Origin of the sequence: Amycolatopsis lexingtonensis (assembly GCF_014873755.1) — a bacterium.
Classification (GTDB): domain Bacteria; phylum Actinomycetota; class Actinomycetes; order Mycobacteriales; family Pseudonocardiaceae; genus Amycolatopsis; species Amycolatopsis lexingtonensis.
This window is the reverse complement of the sequence record NZ_JADBEG010000001.1, coordinates 1,275,887-1,292,191: the sequence shown is the minus strand read 5'-3', so window position 1 is coordinate 1,292,191 and position 16,305 is coordinate 1,275,887. Positions and strand designations below refer to the sequence as shown.

The 16,305-nt window shown below is 73.0% G+C and carries 22 protein-coding genes; 4 read left to right on the top strand and 18 right to left on the bottom strand.

What is annotated here, in order from left to right:
• Nucleotides 1-9 precede the first annotated feature (9 nt).
• Together ruvA and ruvC are read right to left on the bottom strand one after the other, a co-directional pair.
• The gene (ruvA, locus tag H4696_RS06315; protein ID WP_086858845.1) at nt 10-606 is read right to left on the bottom strand and encodes a Holliday junction branch migration protein RuvA; all 597 of its coding nucleotides are present in this window, start codon (nt 604-606) and stop codon (nt 10-12) included.
• On the bottom strand, nt 603-1,187 hold the full coding sequence (gene ruvC / locus H4696_RS06310; RefSeq protein ID WP_072478481.1) for a crossover junction endodeoxyribonuclease RuvC: 585 nt from the start codon (nt 1,185-1,187) through the stop codon (nt 603-605). Before ruvC ends, ruvA begins: the two co-directional genes overlap by 4 nt.
• A gap of 75 nt (nt 1,188-1,262) precedes the next feature.
• Here ruvC and H4696_RS06305 point away from each other — a divergent pair, with 75 nt between their 5' ends.
• Entirely contained in the window at nt 1,263-1,703 is a 441-nt protein-coding gene (locus tag H4696_RS06305) for a cupin domain-containing protein (RefSeq protein WP_086858844.1), read from the top strand.
• Here the strand turns inward: H4696_RS06305 and H4696_RS06300 are convergent.
• The 5 genes from H4696_RS06300 to H4696_RS06280 all read right to left on the bottom strand — a co-directional run bounded on the left by H4696_RS06300 (nt 1,700) and on the right by H4696_RS06280 (nt 5,127).
• The gene (locus H4696_RS06300; protein ID WP_169734940.1) at nt 1,700-2,251 is read right to left on the bottom strand and encodes a DUF4262 domain-containing protein; all 552 of its coding nucleotides are present in this window, start codon (nt 2,249-2,251) and stop codon (nt 1,700-1,702) included. The two genes, H4696_RS06305 and H4696_RS06300, sit on opposite strands and share 4 nt — an antisense overlap.
• Nucleotides 2,252-2,502: 251 nt before the next feature.
• Entirely contained in the window at nt 2,503-3,258 is a 756-nt protein-coding gene (locus H4696_RS06295; RefSeq protein WP_086858843.1) for a YebC/PmpR family DNA-binding transcriptional regulator, read from the bottom strand.
• Nucleotides 3,259-3,299: 41 nt separating this feature from the next.
• Nucleotides 3,300-3,920, bottom strand: a complete 621-nt coding sequence (gene pdxT, locus H4696_RS06290) for a pyridoxal 5'-phosphate synthase glutaminase subunit PdxT (RefSeq protein ID WP_086858842.1) — start codon at nt 3,918-3,920, stop codon at nt 3,300-3,302.
• Between the two features lie 194 nt (nt 3,921-4,114).
• Nucleotides 4,115-4,435, bottom strand: a complete 321-nt coding sequence (locus H4696_RS06285) for an AzlD domain-containing protein (RefSeq protein ID WP_192782107.1) — start codon at nt 4,433-4,435, stop codon at nt 4,115-4,117.
• Entirely contained in the window at nt 4,435-5,127 is a 693-nt protein-coding gene (locus H4696_RS06280) for an AzlC family ABC transporter permease (RefSeq protein WP_192782106.1), read from the bottom strand. Before H4696_RS06280 ends, H4696_RS06285 begins: the two co-directional genes overlap by 1 nt.
• A 68-nt stretch (nt 5,128-5,195) precedes the next feature.
• On the opposite strand from H4696_RS06280, the gene H4696_RS06275 reads away from it, so the two are divergent.
• A complete protein-coding gene (locus tag H4696_RS06275; RefSeq protein ID WP_163046677.1) occupies nt 5,196-5,759 on the top strand; it encodes a helix-turn-helix domain-containing protein in 564 nt (187 codons plus the stop codon).
• A 20-nt stretch (nt 5,760-5,779) separates the two neighbouring features.
• Nucleotides 5,780-6,004, top strand: a complete 225-nt coding sequence (locus tag H4696_RS06270; RefSeq protein WP_086865121.1) for a hypothetical protein — start codon at nt 5,780-5,782, stop codon at nt 6,002-6,004.
• 7 nt (nt 6,005-6,011) lie between these two features.
• Here the strand turns inward: H4696_RS06270 and pdxS are convergent, their stop codons facing one another.
• From pdxS to H4696_RS06255, 3 genes are all read right to left on the bottom strand, one after another.
• Complete coding sequence (gene pdxS, locus H4696_RS06265; protein ID WP_169735208.1) at nt 6,012-6,932, bottom strand: pyridoxal 5'-phosphate synthase lyase subunit PdxS; 921 nt, start codon at nt 6,930-6,932, stop codon at nt 6,012-6,014.
• Between the two features lie 90 nt (nt 6,933-7,022).
• Nucleotides 7,023-8,006 carry a DUF5937 family protein gene (locus H4696_RS06260; RefSeq protein ID WP_086865119.1) on the bottom strand — a complete coding sequence of 328 codons (984 nt, stop codon included), beginning with the start codon at nt 8,004-8,006 and terminating at the stop codon, nt 7,023-7,025.
• Nucleotides 8,007-8,037: 31 nt separating this feature from the next.
• Complete coding sequence (locus tag H4696_RS06255; RefSeq protein ID WP_086865118.1) at nt 8,038-9,480, bottom strand: FAD-binding oxidoreductase; 1,443 nt, start codon at nt 9,478-9,480, stop codon at nt 8,038-8,040.
• Nucleotides 9,481-9,609: 129 nt separating this feature from the next.
• Here H4696_RS06255 and H4696_RS06250 point away from each other — a divergent pair, with 129 nt between their 5' ends.
• Nucleotides 9,610-11,718, top strand: a complete 2,109-nt coding sequence (locus H4696_RS06250; RefSeq protein ID WP_086865117.1) for an elongation factor G-like protein EF-G2 — start codon at nt 9,610-9,612, stop codon at nt 11,716-11,718.
• Between the two features lies 1 nt (nt 11,719).
• Here the strand turns inward: H4696_RS06250 and H4696_RS06245 are convergent, their stop codons facing one another.
• Genes H4696_RS06245 through pgsA form a run of 8 tightly spaced genes read right to left on the bottom strand, consistent with a single transcriptional unit; the run spans nt 11,720 to nt 16,246 of the window.
• Nucleotides 11,720-12,223, bottom strand: coding sequence for an XdhC family protein (locus tag H4696_RS06245; RefSeq protein WP_086865116.1), 504 nt, complete (start codon nt 12,221-12,223; stop codon nt 11,720-11,722).
• A 12-nt stretch (nt 12,224-12,235) separates the two neighbouring features.
• A complete protein-coding gene (locus H4696_RS06240; protein ID WP_192782105.1) occupies nt 12,236-12,505 on the bottom strand; it encodes a hypothetical protein in 270 nt (89 codons plus the stop codon).
• A 32-nt stretch (nt 12,506-12,537) separates the two neighbouring features.
• Nucleotides 12,538-12,795: a hypothetical protein gene (locus tag H4696_RS06235; protein WP_086864682.1), complete on the bottom strand. Its 258-nt coding sequence runs from the start codon at nt 12,793-12,795 to the stop codon at nt 12,538-12,540.
• Complete coding sequence (locus H4696_RS06230; RefSeq protein WP_225955608.1) at nt 12,792-13,052, bottom strand: hypothetical protein; 261 nt, start codon at nt 13,050-13,052, stop codon at nt 12,792-12,794. The genes H4696_RS06235 and H4696_RS06230 overlap by 4 nt, the downstream gene beginning before the upstream one ends.
• A 10-nt stretch (nt 13,053-13,062) precedes the next feature.
• Nucleotides 13,063-13,545 carry an NUDIX hydrolase gene (locus H4696_RS06225; protein WP_086864689.1) on the bottom strand — a complete coding sequence of 161 codons (483 nt, stop codon included), beginning with the start codon at nt 13,543-13,545 and terminating at the stop codon, nt 13,063-13,065.
• A complete protein-coding gene (locus H4696_RS06220) occupies nt 13,542-14,687 on the bottom strand; it encodes a glycosyltransferase family 4 protein (protein ID WP_192783000.1) in 1,146 nt (381 codons plus the stop codon). Before H4696_RS06220 ends, H4696_RS06225 begins: the two co-directional genes overlap by 4 nt.
• Before the next feature lie 18 nt (nt 14,688-14,705).
• A complete protein-coding gene (locus H4696_RS06215; RefSeq protein ID WP_086864684.1) occupies nt 14,706-15,623 on the bottom strand; it encodes a phosphatidylinositol mannoside acyltransferase in 918 nt (305 codons plus the stop codon).
• A complete protein-coding gene (pgsA, locus tag H4696_RS06210; protein ID WP_086864685.1) occupies nt 15,620-16,246 on the bottom strand; it encodes a phosphatidylinositol phosphate synthase in 627 nt (208 codons plus the stop codon). Before pgsA ends, H4696_RS06215 begins: the two co-directional genes overlap by 4 nt.
• Nucleotides 16,247-16,305 lie beyond the last annotated feature (59 nt).

Sequence of the window (16,305 nt, the reverse complement as noted above, 5' to 3'; positions counted from 1 at the left end):
GGCCGCGGCCTACCGCTTGCGGCCGAGGGTGGCGAGCGCGGCGCGCAGCACACTGGCCGTCGTGTGCCCGTCGCCGTCGGCGAGCACCTTGTCGACCGCCTGCTCGGCCTGCTTGGCCGGGAAACCGAGCCCGGCCAGCGCTTCGACGACCTCCGCGCGCAGGGCACCGGGCGCGGTGACCGCGGGCGCGCCGTCGGCGCCGCCGAGCGCGGTGACCTTGTCCCGCAGTTCGAGGGTGAGCCGTTCGGCGCCCTTGCGGCCGATGCCCGGCACCGACGTGAGCACGGTGATGTTGCCTTCGACGAGCGCGGCGCGCAGCTTGCCGGGGTCGAGCACGGCGAGGGTGGCCAGTGCGAGCCGCGGCCCGATCCCGGACACCGTCTGCAGCAGCCCGAACAGCTCGCGCGCCTCGGCGTCGGCGAACCCGAACAGCGTCAGCGAGTCTTCGCGCACGACCAGCGCCGTGTGGAGCCGGGCCTCTTCGCCGCGGCGCAGGGTGGCGAGGGTCGCCGGGGTGGCCTGCACGGCGAAGCCGATCCCGCCGACCTCGACCACGACGTGGTCGAGCCCGACCGACAGGACTTCTCCGCGTACCGACGAGATCATCGTGCTGCTCCTGGGTTCTTCGCCTGCTTCGCCGCGGCGGCGAGGCGGGCTTTGTGCGTGCGGGCCATTTCGGCGGCGCGGGCTTCGGCTTCGGCGAGCCGGGCCCGCATCGGCTCGCGCCAGAGGTGGCAGATGGCCAGGGCGAGGGCGTCCGCGGCGTCGGCGGGCTTGGGCGCGACCTCGAGGTTGAGCAGCCGCATCACCATGGCCGTGACCTGCGCCTTGTCCGCCCGGCCGGACCCGCTGACCGCGGCCTTCACCTCGCTCGGCGTGTGGAAGACGACCGGCAGGCCCCGGCGCGCGGCGGCCAGGGCGACCACACCGCCCGCCTGCGCGGTGCCCATCGCGGTCCGGACGTTGTGCTGGGCGAAGACCCGCTCGACCGCGACGGCGGCCGGCTTGTACTTGTCCATCCAGCGCTCGACCTCGTCGGAGATGCCGAGCAGGCGGTGGGCCAGATCGGCATCGGCCGGCGTCCGCACCACGTCGACGGCGACGCAGCGGACGGCCCGGCCCTTGCCGCCGTCGACCACCCCCAGGCCGCACCTGGTCAGACCGGGGTCGACCCCGAGCACCCGCACCCGTTCTTCCTTCCCGCCGCGAACACCAGTTCGAGATTGCAGGCTACTGGGCGCTTCTGCGGCAGGATGGGTGACATGCCGGAGCCGTCGGATTTCGTCACCCACCTGGGTCTTCAGCCGCTGCCCGTCGAAGGGGGTAGGTGGGCGCAGAGCTGGCGCTCGGACACCGGGTCCGCGATCTACTACCTGCTCGTCGCGCCCGAGTTCTCCGCGCCGCACCGGCTGGACCGCGTCGAGGTGTACGCCCACCACGCGGGCGCGCCGGCCGCGATGTTGCTGCTGCACGAGGACGGCTCGGTCGAGCGGCCGGTGCTGGGGACCGACGTCGCCGCCGGGGAACGGCCCCAGGTGGTCGTGCCCGCCGGGACGTGGCAGGCGACCGTCACGCGGGGTGCGTGGAGCCTGCTGGGGACCGTCGTCGTGCCGCCGTACACCGACGACTGCGTGGAGTTCGCGGACGGCGCGGACTTGGCGCTGCGGTACCCGGAAGCGGCCGCCGACCTGCGGAAGTTCTAGGGGCCGTCGACGCCCGGGGTCCAGCTCTCGGGGTCGCCGCTCTCGGTCAGCACCAGCTGCCACTGCGCGAAGCCCTCGGGCGCGTCCGGATGCCAGGGGAACTTGCCCTCCGGCGTCGCGACGATCAGCTGCAGCGCCGGGAAGTCGCCGTCCGGGTAGATGAGGAAGGCGGTGCCGAAGTACTCGGGGTAGTGCCCCTTGTTGACCCGCTCGAGGACGACCGGGACGCCGTCGAAGAAGTCGTCGTAGCGCTTGCCGACCTCGAAGATCTCGCCGTTGGCCGCGCGGTCGACGTAGGCGTCGAGCAGGACCGCACCCATCTGGTCCGGCAGCCCGACGACGACGGCCTCGGGCACGTGGTGCAGCGCCCACGCGCAGGCGGTGAAGCAGTAGCCGGCACCCTCGTCGTCCGGGGCGACCGTGACGACGGCGTTCCCGCGTTCCTTGGCCTGCTCCTCGATCCACTCGACGAGACGCTGTTCGTCGGGTGTCAGTTCGGCGGCGAGATCGGCGGAGGCGGCGGGGGTCGTCGAGGTCACGGCGCACATTCTGCCTGACAAGCTCCCGGGAGCCCAGTGCCCGGGCCGGAAAGTTTCCGGCCCGGGCACGAAAGCGTTGCGGTGACGGGGAAAACTCAGCCGACTTCGGCGAGCACCTCGTCCGACACGTGGAATGCAACGCCGTGCGTAGACGTTCGCCTCCACGCGCCGATCCGGCAGACCACCCTGGAAACCGCCGAAGGCCGCCGCGGAAGCCCATCTCCGGCCCGCGACGACCTCCAGCACCAATCTCAGAAAACTCAGCCGACTTCGGCGAGCACCTCGTCCGACACGTCGAAGTTCGCGTAGACGTTCTGGACGTCGTCGCAGTCCTCGAGCGCGTCGATCAGCTTGAAGACCTTCTTCGCGCCCTCGGCGTCCAGCGGGACGCTGACCGACGGGAGGAACGTCAGTTCCGCCGACTCGTACTCGAAGCCGGCCTCCTGCAGCGCCTTGCGCACCGGGACCAGGTCGCCGCCCTCGGAGACGATCTCGAAGCTCTCGTCGAGGTCGTTGACCTCCTCGGCGCCCGCGTCGAGGACCGCCATCAGGACGTCGTCCTCGGTCGCGTCGCCCTTCGGCATGATCACGACACCCTTGCGGGTGAACATGTAGGCGACCGAGCCCGGGTCGGCGAGGGAGCCGTTGTTGCGCGTGAGCGCGGTGCGGACCTCCATCGCGGCGCGGTTCTTGTTGTCGGTGAGGCACTCGATCAGCACCGCCACGCCGTTGGGGCCGTAGCCCTCGTACGTGATGTTCTGCCAGTCGGCGCCGCCCGCCTCTTCACCGGCGCCGCGCTTGCGGGCGCGCTCGATGTTGTCCTGCGGGACCGAGTTCTTCTTCGCCTTCTGGATGGCGTCGTAGAGCGTGGGGTTGCCGTCCGGGTCGCCACCACCGGTGCCCGTGCGGGCGGCCACTTCGATGTTCTTGATCAACCGCGCGAAGAGCTTGCCGCGCTTCGCGTCGAGGTTGGCCTTCTTGTGCTTCGTGGTGGCCCACTTGGAGTGGCCGCTCATCTCTCCTCCATCTGTTCCGTACCCCGGCCGGGCACCGCGTCTCAGGCTGCCTTCCGCACGAGGTCGACGAACAGCCGGTGCACCCGCACGTCGGGCGTCAGCTCCGGGTGGAACGCGGTCGCCAGCACCGCCCCCTGCCGGACCGCGACGATCCTAGCGGTGTCGTCGCCGACGCCGGGCACGCCGCTGACCGTGGCGAGCACCTCGACGCCGTCCCCCGCCTTCTCGACCCAGGGCGCCCGGATGAACACCGCGCGCACCGGCCCGCCGTCCACCTCGGCGAAGTCGAGGTCCGCCTCGAAGGAGTCGACCTGCCTGCCGAAGGCGTTGCGCCGGACGACGACGTCGAGCCCGCCGAGCTGCTGCTGGTCGGGCCGCCCGTCGAGGGTCTGCCGCGCCAGCAGGATCATCCCGGCGCACGAGCCGAAGGCGGGCATGCCGTCGGCGATCCGCGCGCGCAGCGGTTCGAGCAGCTCGAACGTCTCGAGCAGCCGCGACATCGTGGTCGACTCGCCACCGGGCAGCACCAGACCGTCCACTTCGGACAGCTCGGTCGCGCGGCGCACGGGCACGGCCCGCGCTCCCGCTTCGGCCAGCATGGCGACGTGCTCGCGCACGGCACCCTGCATGGCGAGCACACCGATGACCGGTTCCGACGACACCCGACCTCCCGAAAGACCTTCCCACCAGCCTAGACGCACTCCCCCGCCACCGTCCCGGCAGGTCAGCCCGGTCCCGACCCCAAGCGCCCCAATGTGGCGTTGGTTGCGTCCAACGCACCCAATGTGGCGTTCGGTGCGTCTGACGCACCGAACGCCACATTGGGGCGCTGGCGACCGGACAACAGCGTGAGCCGTCAGGGGACTCCGGCCAGGCGAAGCAGCGCCGCCGTCGCCGCGGCCGCGACGACCACCAGCGCGAACGGCGCCTTCCGCCACGCCAGCACCCCCGCCACCAGCACCCCGGCCGGCCGCGCGAAGCCCGCGAACCCGTGCCCCTCCGTCAGCGCGCTGACCGCGACGAGCGCCGCCAGCAGGACCACCGCCGCCAGCGCCATCAGCCGCTGGGCCTTCGGCGACAGCTTCACCCGGCTGCGCAGCACCGGCCCGGCGAACCGGAAGGCGAACGTCCCCAGCGCCAGCACCGCCGTGCCGGCCAGCAGCTCCACGCCGTCCATCAGCGCGCCTCCTGCAGTTCCGGCTCCTTGGCCGCGACGCCCACCAGCACCCCGGCCAGCGCCAGCAGCACCGGCAGCCCCGCGGGCAGGAACGGCGTCGCGGCCAGCGCCACCACCACTCCGACCAGCACCGGCAGCCGCGCCGCGCGATCCCGCAGGGCCGGGAGGACCAGCGCCAGGAGCACCGCCGGGAAGGCCGCGTCCAGGCCGAAGACGTCGGTGTCGCTGATCGCCGTGCCCGCGAACGCGCCCGCGACCACGCCGAGGTTCCAGCAGGCGAACAGGCCGATCCCGCAGGCCCAGTACGCCGCCCGGCGCTGGTGCGCCTCGCGCTGGGCCAGCGCGAACGCGACGGATTCGTCGATCATCAGGTGGCTGCCCGCGAGCCGGCCGGGCCACCGCTTGCCCAGGACGTCCCCGATCGCGAAGCCGAACGGCAGGTGCCGCGCGTTGGCCAGCAGCCCGGCCAGCACCGCGGCGAACGGGTTGCCGCCGGCCGCCACGATCCCGATGAACATGAACTGGGACGCGCCGGCGAACACCAGCAGCGACATCAGCATCGGCAGCCACAGCGGGAAGCCCGAACTCACCGCGATGGCACCGTAGGACACCCCCACGAGACAATCGGCGACGCAGACCAGGCCGATGTCCCGGGCGACGCCCCGATCGAGTGTTCGCCATATCGAACGCATGTGTTCTATAGTGAACACCCGGGCCGGTGTTCGTCAAGACGAACAGAAAGACCGATGGAGCGAACGGAATGGCACCAGCACCCACGGGCGCACCCCTCGACATCATCGCCGCGTCGCTGCGCCGCGAGCGCACCCGCGCCGGACTGTCCCTGACCGAGGTCGCGAAGCGCGCCGGCCTGGCGAAGTCGACGCTGTCGCAGCTCGAGTCCGGCACCGGCAACCCGAGCGTCGAGACGCTGTGGGCCCTCGGCGTGGCCCTCGACGTACCGTTCTCGCGGCTGGTCGAGCCGGAGCGGCCGAAGGTGCGCGTGGTCCGCGCGGGCAAGGGCCCGACGGTGTTCGCCGAACACGCCGACTACGCGTGCACCCTGCTCTCGGCCTGCCCCACCGGCGCCCGCCGCGACATCTACGTCGTCCGCGGCGAGCCGGGCACACCGCGGCGCTCCGACCCGCACATGACCGGAGTGGTCGAGCACATCGTGCTCTGCGCGGGCCGGGCGCGCGTCGGCGTCCTGGACGAGCCGGAGGAGCTCCTGCCCGGGGACTACATCTCTTATCCGGGGGACGTGCCGCACATCTTCGAAGCCCTCGAGCCGGGCACTTACGGCGTGGAGATCTCCGAGTACGTCTGAGCCACGAGCAAGATGACGCCATGACCGACCCGCGTGATCAATGGCGTGGCTACCACTTCTCCCGGAGCAACCCGGCGGGACCGGGGCAGGGCGACGTCGCCGCGCTGCTGCGACGCGTCGCCGACGCGGTCGAGGATCTCGGCGACGTGCAGGTCCACGACATCACCTTCGCCTCGGCGGTCACCGGCGGCGAAGACGACCTCACCATGACCGTCTACTACGACCGCGAACCCCGGCGCCGATGAGGTGGCGTTACCAGCCGCGCTCGGCGAGGCGGTGCGGCTCCGGCAGTTCCTCGACGTTGATCCCCACCATCGCCTCGCCCAGACCGCGCGAAACCTTCGCCAGCACGTCCGGGTCGTCGTAGAACGTCGTGGCCTTGACGATCGCCTCGGCGCGCTGGGCCGGGTTGCCGGACTTGAAGATGCCCGAACCGACGAACACGCCCTCGGCGCCGAGCTGCATCATCATCGCCGCGTCGGCCGGGGTCGCGATGCCGCCCGCGGTGAACAGCACGACCGGCAGCTTGCCGTTGGCCGCCACCTCGCGCACCAGCTCGTACGGCGCCTGCAGCTCCTTCGCCGCGACGAACAGCTCGTCCTCCGGCAGCGAGGTCAGCTTCCGGATTTCGCCGCGGATCTGGCGCATGTGCGTGGTGGCGTTGGAGACGTCGCCGGTGCCTGCCTCGCCCTTGGAGCGGATCATGGCCGCGCCCTCGGTGATCCGGCGCAGGGCCTCGCCGAGGTTGGTCGCGCCGCAGACGAAGGGGACCGTGAAGGCCCACTTGTCGATGTGGTTGGCGTAGTCGGCCGGGGTGAGGACCTCGGACTCGTCGATGTAGTCGACGCCGAGGGACTGCAGGACCTGCGCCTCGACGAAGTGGCCGATGCGGGCCTTCGCCATGACCGGGATCGAGACGGCCTCGATGATGCCGTCGATCAGGTCCGGGTCGCTCATCCGGGCGACGCCGCCCTGGGCGCGGATGTCGGCGGGCACGCGCTCGAGCGCCATCACCGCGACCGCGCCGGCGTCTTCGGCGATCTTGGCCTGGTCGGCGGTGACCACGTCCATGATCACGCCGCCCTTGAGCATCTCGGCCATGCCGCGCTTCACCTTGGCGGTGCCGGTGACGGACTGGACGGTGCCACTGGGGGTGGTCTGCTGCTCGGACACGACAAGGCCTTTCCACAAGAAGAACGGGAGGTGACTACTCCGAGCGTAGGTCGGCGGTGGACCCTTCAAGCAGGCCAGTGCGCGGCTATCTCAGCAGTCCACTTCCGGCACGCCGCCGACCAGGACTTCCGCGGCTCGGGTGCGTGCGTAGAGCACGTGACGTCCGGCACGGTGGCCGCTGACCAGGCCCGCGGCCTTGAGCGCGCCGAGGTGCTGCGACACCGCCCCGGCACTCAGCCCGGTCCGGCAGGCCAGCTCCGCGGTGGACGCCGGCGCGGCCAGCTCGGTCAGCAGCATCGCGCGGCCGCGGCCCACGACCCCGGCCAGCGCGCCGGGCGCGGTGGCCGTGCCGGTCTCCCACAGCGTCGCGATCCCGCGCGGCGGGTAGCGCAGCACCGGCTGCCAGCGCGGGTCGGTCTTGGAGAACACCCGCGGCCAGACGAACGCCGACGGCACGAGCACGAGACCGCGCCCGTCGAGCGGCACGGCGGCGTGCAGGTGCCGGTGCGCCACCGTGAGCGTGCCGCCCTCCCAGCGGACCAGCGGGGTGAGGTCGTTGAACAGCTCGGCGGCCCCGCCCTGGGCGAGCAGCCGCGACCGGTGCAGCACGTCGGCTTCGAGCAGCGCCCGGATCCGCGGCCAGTCCGGCGCCAGCACGAGGTCCCAGTACCGCTCCATCACCGTCGCGAGCCGCTCGAGACCGGCCTCGGGATCGCGGTAGAAGCGGTTCAGCGCCGTCGACCGCGGCCCGGCCATCGCGTCCAGCTCGCGCCGGACGAGGCGGGCGGGGACGTCGCGCAGGTCGGCGAGCTCGTCGGCCAGCTCGGGCAGGGGCGTCGCCGGCGTCCCGGCCAGGAAGCCGGGCAGGTGCCGCAGCGGGACGAGGTCGCGCAGCAGCCCGATGTCCAGGCCGGCCCGCTCGAGCGCCGCGGTGGCGCGCTTGACCCACGGCAGGTGCAGCGCGTGCGCGCCCGGCTGGTTGAGGACGCGGACGCTCGCGACGATCTCCCACGCCGGGGAGAACGCGAACCGGGTGTGCGCCAGGTCCTCTGTGGAGAATGCCAGATCGAGCACGCGCTGCCTCTCTGCAGAAATTCCGCGCAGTTTAGGACGTTCCGATGTGGACAGTCGAGCGGGGCTCGGAAAGTCCTTGCGGGAAGGCGAAAATTCCTCGCGGGTCATACTTCCGGGCGATCGCGCGCAGCCGCGGCAGGTTCACCCCGTAGTACGCCTCGGCCCAGTCCGGCATTTCCGGATCGAGGTAGTTGACGTACCCGGTGGTGCCGAACTCCGGGCCGAGCCCGTCGCGCACCGCCGCGAGCGCGCGCCGTGCCTGCGCTTCGCCGCCGTTGTCGGGAGCCGCGCCGTGCAGGAACTGGAAGCTGGCGAGCGCGCAGCGGTGCGGGAACGCCGTCTCGCGGGCGCCGACGCGGGCGATCGCGCCACCCGCGGAGTCGATGAGCGTGCCCACGGCCGGATCGCGGACCAGCAGCTCGACGACCGCGGCCGGGTCGGGGGCGGGCCGCAGCAACATCCGCGACGTCCCGACGTACGCCGCACGCGCCGCGACCGCCCCGGGCCGGGACTCCGGCTCGTCGAACGCCCGCATCGCGCTCAGGTGGTCCAGCACCCGCGCGCCCCGGTCGACGGGTGGCGTGCCGACGCGGCGGACCAGGTCGTCGAGCAATTCCTTCAGCCGGGCTTCGGCGCCGAGGAACGTGCCGCTGGCATTGGCGGTGACCGCGTCGATGTTGACCCCGCACCACAACTCGTCCGGCTGCGCGGGCAGCCACTCCTGCCAGGCGGCGAACAACGCGGCCTGGGTACCGGACGGGAATTTCAGCGTGAAGGTGGTGACGTCCGCGATCGGCACGGTCCGGAACGTGAACCCGGTGACGATCCCGAAGTTCCCGCCGCCCCCGCCGCGCAGCGCCCAGAACAGGTCCGGCTCCACCGAGCGGGACACCGTGCGCGCCCGGCCGTCGGCGGTGACGATCCGCGCGGCCTCCAGGTGGTCGCACGTCAGCCCGTACTTGCGGTCCAGCAGGCCGACGCCGCCGCCGAGGGCGAGCCCGGCGATGCCGACCGTGTCGCAGCTACCCGCCGGGAGCACCCGCCCGGCCGCGGCGAGCGTCGTGGCGATCGGCCCCAGCCGGGCACCGGCGCCGATCACCGCGCGGCCGTCCGGGCGCACTTCGACGCCCGAAAAGCGGCTCAGGTCCACGACGATCCCGCCGTCCACTGTGGAATACCCGGGATAGCTGTGCCCGCCGCTGCGGGCGGCGACCGGCAGGCCGTGCCGGGCCGCGAACCCGAGGGCCACCTGGACGTCTTCGACGCGGGCGGCGCCCACCACCGCGGCGGGCATCCGGGCGTCGTACATCGTGAAGAAGCCCTGCTTGGCCTCCGGGTAGCCCGGGTCGCCCGGCCGGAACAACGGCCCCGTGAGCCGCTTGCGCAGCCGCCCCCAGTCGTCCGGCGGCGGCCACCCCGCCAGGCCCGCCACCGGCACCGCTCCGGAAACCCGCAAGAACGCCCGCCTGTCCACGTCACTCCCCCTGCCCCGTGTCCCCCGGGCATTCGGCTGGTCCCGGGAGCCCTGCCTTGCCGTGACCAGGGTAGCGGGTGTGTGATCGAGGACACATCCCGTACACCAGCCGTTCGCCGAGGAGTCGTCATGGCAGACAAACAAGCCAAGAACGCCGACACCGGGGCCGCCGTCGCTGTGGACGACCCCGCGAAGGTGCGCAACGTCGTGCTCGTCGGCCCGTCCGGTTCGGGGAAGACCACCCTCACCGAGGCCCTCCTCGCCGCCTCCGGCACGGTGTCGCGCGCGGGCTCGGTCGTCGACGGGACCACGGTGTGCGACCACGACCCCGCGGCGGTCCGCCAGCAGCGCTCGGTCGGCCTCTCCGTCGCGCCGGTGCTGCACCAGGGTCACAAGATCAACCTGATCGACACGCCGGGGTACGCCGACTTCGTCGGGGAGCTGCGGGCCGGGCTGCGCGCCGCCGACGCGGCGCTGTTCGTCGTCTGCGCCGCCGAGGGTGTCGACGCGGCGACGGTCGCCGTGTGGGAGGAGTGCGCCGCGGTCGGGATGCCGCGCGCGGTCGTCGTCTCCCGGCTCGACCACCACCGGGCCGACGCGATGGCCGAGATCGCCGCCTGCCGGGCCGCGTTCGGCGACGGCGTGCTGCCGCTGTACCTGCCCGCGGGCAACGGCCTCGTCGGGCTGATCACCCAGCGGTACTTCGACTACTCCGGCGGGCCCCCGCCCCGGGTCGGCGAGCCGGACCCGGCGGAGCTCGAGCGGATGGCCGAGGCCCGCAACGAGCTGATCGAAGGGATCATCGCCGAGAGCGAGGACGAGTCCCTGATGGACCGGTACCTCGCCGGGGAGGAGATCGCCGAGGACACCCTGATCTCCGACCTCGAAACCGCCGTCGCGCGCGGGTCGTTCCACCCGGTCATCCCGGTGTGCTCCACCAGCGGGGTCGGCCTGATGGAGGTGCTCGACGGCATCGTCCGCGCGTTCCCCTCGCCGCTGGAGCACCGGCCGCCCGACGTCACCACGCCGGACGGCGGGACACACGCCGCCCTCACCGCCGACCCCGCGGGCCCCCTCGCCGCGGAGGTCGTCCGGACGGCGGTCGACTCCTACGTCGGCCGGGTGTCACTGGTCCGGGTGTTCTCCGGGACGCTGCGCCCCGAGCGCCCGGTGCACGTGTCCGGGCACGGCCTCGCCGAACGCGGCCACGAGGACCACGACGCCGACGAGCGCGTCGCGCACCTCTACTCCCCGCTCGGCGCGAACCTGCGGGAAGTGCCCTACTGCGTCGCGGGCGACCTGTGCGCACTGACCAAGGTCGGCTCGGCGGAAACCGGCGACACCGTCTCCTCGCCCGACGACCCGCTGCTGATGGAGCCGTGGGCGATGCCGGAGCCGCTGCTGCCGGTGGCGGTGGTCGCGAAGACCCGCAGCGACGAGGACACCCTCGCCCGCAACCTCTCCCGCCTGGTCGCCGGCGACCCGACGCTGCGGCTGGACCGCAACGCCGAGACCGCCCAGCTGGTGCTGTGGTGCATGGGCGAGGCCCACGCCGACGTCGTGCTCTCGCGGCTGCGGGCGGGCGGCGCCGACGTCGACACCGAACCGGTGAAGATCAGCCTGCGCTCGACGTTCAGCAAGCCGGCCAAGGGACACGGGCGGCACGTCAAGCAGTCCGGCGGGCACGGCCAGTTCGCCGTGTGCGACATCGAGGTCGAGCCGCTCCCGCGCGGCGGCGGGTTCCAGTTCGTCGACAAGGTCGTCGGCGGTTCGGTGCCCCACCAGTTCATCCCGAGCGTGGAGAAGGGCGTGCGCGCCCAGCTGCAGCGCGGGCTGGCCGACGGGCACCCGGTGGTCGACGTCAAGGTGACGCTGGTCGACGGCAAGGCGCACAGCGTCGACTCCTCGGACGCGGCGTTCCAGACGGCCGGCGCGCTGGCCCTGCGGGAGGCGGCGGCGAACGGGCACATCACGATGCTCGAGCCGCTGGAGGAGGTGGCGATCCGGCTCCCGGACGAGCACCTCGGCACGGTGCTGGGCGACCTGTCGTCCCGGCGCGGCCGGGTGCTGGGCACCGAGGCCGGCGACGGCGGCCGGACGGTGATCCGCGCGGAGGTCCCGGCCACGGAACTGGTGCGGTACCTGATCGACCTGCGCTCGATGACGTCGGGCACGGCGACGTTCACCCGCCGCCACGCCCGCTTCGAGCCGATGCCGGAAGGGATGGCGGTCCACTAGGTCAGAAGTCGAAGCCGCCCGGGCGGCCGTTGCGGTCGGCCAGCAGGCCGGCGAGCGTCGCGATGGCGATCTCCGGCGGCGTGCGCGAGCCGATGTTCAGCCCGACCGGCCGGTGCACGCGGGCGATGTCGGACTCGGGCACGCCCAGCCCCTGCAACGCGGCCGCGTGCGGACCGGGGTGCCGCGGGTTGCCGAGCACCCCGATCCAGCGCGGGTTCCCGCCGAGCGCCGCCTTCAGCACCTCGCCGAGCTCGGGCCGGTGGTGGTCGGTGACGACGACGTCCGCCGACACGTCGAGCGGCGGCAGCGTCGTGGCCGCCTCGATGCCGTCGGGCACGTCGGTGGCGCGGGCGGCGTCCGGCTCGAACAGCGCCACGTGGTAACCGAGGTCGCGGGCGAACTTCAGCAGGTACCGCGAAACCGGCGACGCGAACACCGCCACCAGGGTCCGCACACCGGGGTCCGCTTCCGCCTTGCCGTGGGCGACGTCGCAGGTCTCGCTCATGGCGCCAGTGTGTCAGCCACCGCCCTGTTCGCCCACCGTCACGCGGAACTGCCACACGTCCGTCTTGCCCTTCACCAGCACCAGGTACCCGTCGGTCACGCGCAGCACCACCCGCTTCTGAGGCGACGACGGCCGCGGCGGCCGGTGCTGCTTGGCCAGCAGGTACGCCTCGCCGAACGCCGTGTCGCGGTCGGCGTACCCCGCCGCGTCGGCGACGCCCCACCCCCGGCCGTCGCCCATGCCGCCCTGCTCTTCGATGACCACCCACCACGTCGACGCCATGCCGCTCCGACGCGGCCGCGCCCGCGGTGGTTTCAGATCTCTTCGAGCACGCTCAGCCGGAAGTGGAACGTCGAAGTCCGGCCCTCGACGATGACGAGGTACCCGCCGGGCCCGCGCAGGACCTTCCGCGACTTCGGCGACCACGGGTAGGCGGGCTGGTACTCCCGCGCGAGGCGCAGCGCGTCGGCCTCGGCGCTCTCCCGGTCGGCGTGCGGAAACGTCTCCGACAGCGACCAGGTCCGGCTGTCCCCCATGCCGCGCTGCTCCTCGACGACCACCCACCAGCTCATTCGGGGGCCGTCACGGTCTCGCCGAGCGTCACGCGGAAGTGGAACGTCTGGGTGCGCCCGGTCGCGATCACCAGGTAGCCGTCACCGACCCGCAGCACCTTGCGCTCCTTGACCGCCGACGGGTGCACCGGCTGGTGCTCGAACGCGAGCCGTCGCGCCACCTCGTCGGCGTGTTCGCGGTCGCCGCCCGCCGGCTTCGTCTTGGTGACGTTCCAGGCGCGGGCGTCCCCGCCGCCGCGCTGTTCTTCGACGACCACCCACCACACGTCAGACCTCCGGTTCGGCGAACTCGAAGTACTCCGGCAGCGGCGCGGTGCCCGCCAGCCGGAAGTACCGCACCTTCCGCCGCCGCCGCAGGCGCAGCGTGTCGCGGACGGCGTCGTTGTGGACGCGGCGGGCGATCACCACCCGGTGCTCGGCGTCGTTCAGCTCTTCGGCCAGCTCGGCGGGCAGGCCCGTCCGGTCGACGCGGCTCAGCTGCAGCGTCAGGTCGCCTTCTTCGGCCTCGCGGTCCGCGCGCGGCGCCGCTTCGGCGCGTTCGGCCGACGTCCGCAGCTCGGTGTCGCCCAGCACCACCGCGACCGCGCGGGCGACCACCGCCCGGCGGGCCAGCGCCGCGTCGAGGGCGGCCCAGCCGGCGTCCATCCGGACGTGCAGCCGGTCGAGCCGGTTCGCCGTCGCCACCAGGAAGAGCCCGCCCAGCACGACGACCAGCGCCAGCAGGGGAAGCAGCCAGCCGAGCACGCTCACCGAGCAGGCTCCCGCTCCGGCGCCGCGACCCGCCGCGGGTCGGCGGCGATCGCCGTCTCGTAGACCCGCAGCACCTGGGTGGCCACCACCGACCAGTCGAACACCGTCACGTGCTCCCCCGCCGCGGCGGCCAGGGACGCCCGGCGCGCCGGGTCGCCGAGCATCTCGCGCAGCCCGTCCGCGAGCGCCTCGGGGTCACCGGTCGCGACGAGCAGCCCGGCGTGGCCGTCGTCGAGTACCCGCCGGAACGAGTCGAGGTCGCTGGCGAGCACCGCCGTGCCCGCCGCCATCGCCTCGGTCAGGATCATCCCGAAGCTCTCGCCGCCGGTGTTGGGCGCGCAGTAGACGTCGACGCTGCGCAGCGCCTGCGCCTTGACGACGTCGTCGGCCTGCCCGAGCAGCTCCAGGTGCGGCGCCAGCTCAGGTCCGGCGTCGCGGCGCAGCTGGTCCTCGTCACCGCGGCCGACGACGACCAGCCGCAGGTCTTCGAACTCCGGCAGGATCCGGCGCAGCGCCTCCAGCAGCACGCCCATGCCCTTGCGCGGCTCGCCGAAGCGGCCCACGAACCCGACCGTGCCGCCGGCCCGCGGGTAGCCCGGCAGCGGCGTCGCCGAGGAGAAGAACTCGACGTCGACGCCGTTGGGGATCTCCACGGCGTCGCCGCCCGCGTGCTCGACCTGGACCCGGCGGGCCAGCGCGGACACCGCGATCCGCGCGGTGATCTTCTCCAGCAGCGGCCGCAGCACCGGCTGGAAGGCCGACAGCGTCCGCGAGCGGGTGGTCGCGGTGTGGAACGTCGCCACGATCGGGCCGTCGGCGATCAGCAGTGCCAGCAGGGACAGGCTCGGCGCGGCGGGTTCGTGCAGGTGCAGGACGTCGAAGTCGCCGTCGCGGATCCAGCGCCGCACCCGGGCGTAGGACACCGGGCCGAACTGCAGCCGCGCGACCGAGCCGTTGTACGGGATGCCGAGCGCCTTGCCCGCCGGGTGCACGAACTCCGGCAGGTCGGCGTCGTCGTCGGCGGGGGCGAGCACGGAGACCTGGTGCCCGCGGACGAGCAGCGCCTTCGTCAGGTCGATCACGTGGCCCTGGACCCCGCCGGGCACGTCGAACGAGTAGGGGCAGACGATCCCGACCCGCATCGGGCGCGCGGCCACGCCTCAGCTCGCTTCTTCGAGGCTGACCCGTTCGCCGGCCTCGAGGTCGGCGGGCCAGAACTTCTGCAGCATGTGCCAGTCGGCCGGGTGCGCGGCGATGTCGCCGGCGAAGATGTCGGCCAGCGCCTGCGTGGCGGCCGGGACCTCGGCGCGCGCGGTGACGCGGATGCGCGGGTGCAGCCGGATCTGCCAGCCGTCCTCGGTGAACCAGCAGCCGGCCGGGATCAGCGCCGCGCCGGTCGTGGCGGCCAGCCGCGCCGGCCCGCCCGGGAATCGCGCCTGCTCGCCGAAGAACTTGACCGGGATGCCGCTGGTGGTCAGGTCGCGGTCGCCGACCAGGCACACGGCCTTGTTCTCGCGCAGCCGCTTCAGCAGCACGCGCATCGCCGAGCTGTCCCCGGTCAGCGGCACGATCTCGAAGCCGAGCGACTCGCGGTACTCGACGAACCGGCGGTAGAGCGACTCGGGCTTGAGGCGTTCGGCGACGGTGGTGAACCCGCCGAGGTAGTCGGCCAGCCACACGCCGGCGATGTCCCAGTTGCCGCTGTGCGGCAGCGCCATCACCGCGCCGTTGCCCTCGGCGAGCGCCGCGTCGAGGTTCTCGACGCCGGTGATGGAGGCCGCGACCTTGTCGCTGACCTCCTTCTGGTCCATCGACGGCAGCCGGAACGTCTCGTGCCAGTACCGGGCGTAGGAGCGCATCGCGCGCCGGGTCAGCTCGTCGAGCTCGACCGGGTCGGCCTGCGGGACGACGCGGGCGAGGTTGGCGCGCAGCTGCCGCACGCCCCCGCCGTCGCGGCGAACGGCGAGGTCGGCGCCGAGCGAGAAGACCGTGCCGCCGAACCCGGCGGGCAGCCAGCCGGCCAGCCGCCAGCCCGCCGCGTAGCCGAAAGCGCTCAGCCGCTCGGTCAGCTTGGTCATGCCGGCTGCTCCCCGGTGGCCGCCTCACGGGCCGCCTTCGCCACGGCCGCGAAGCGCTGCGCCAGGGTGATGACGGAGCCGGCGGCCAGCAGCCAGAGCGTCACGTCCACGGTGTACGGGATGCCGAAGCCGTGCAGGCCGGTGCCGACCAGCGCGATGATCAGCCGTTCGGCGCGTTCGACGAGCCCGCCGTCCACCGGCAGGCCGGAGGCGTCGGCGCGGGCCTTGACGTAGGAGATGACCTGGGCGAGCACCAGGCACAGCAGCGCCGCGGCGGCGGCCGGGTGGTTGTCGTCGACGACGAAGCACCACCAGGCGATGGCGGCGAACAGCGCGCCGTCGACCAGCCGGTCGCAGGTCGCGTCGAGCACCGCGCCGAACGGGGTGCCGTAGCCGCGGGCACGGGCCATGGCGCCGTCGAGCAGGTCGAGCATGGCGAAGCCCCACACCGTGAAGGTGCCCCAGAGCAGGTAGCCGTTCGGGAAGAAGGCCAGGGCGCAGACGACGGCGCCGGCGGTGCCGAGCACGGTCATCGCGTTCGGGGTCAGCCCGGCGCGGACCAGCGCCTGGCCGATCGGATCGGTGACGCGGGAAACGGAGGCACGCGCGAAGATATTGAGCATCGGTTCGTCAGAGGCACCTGGCTACGAGGGTCGGGTGGGCGAATGCAGCCTATCCACCC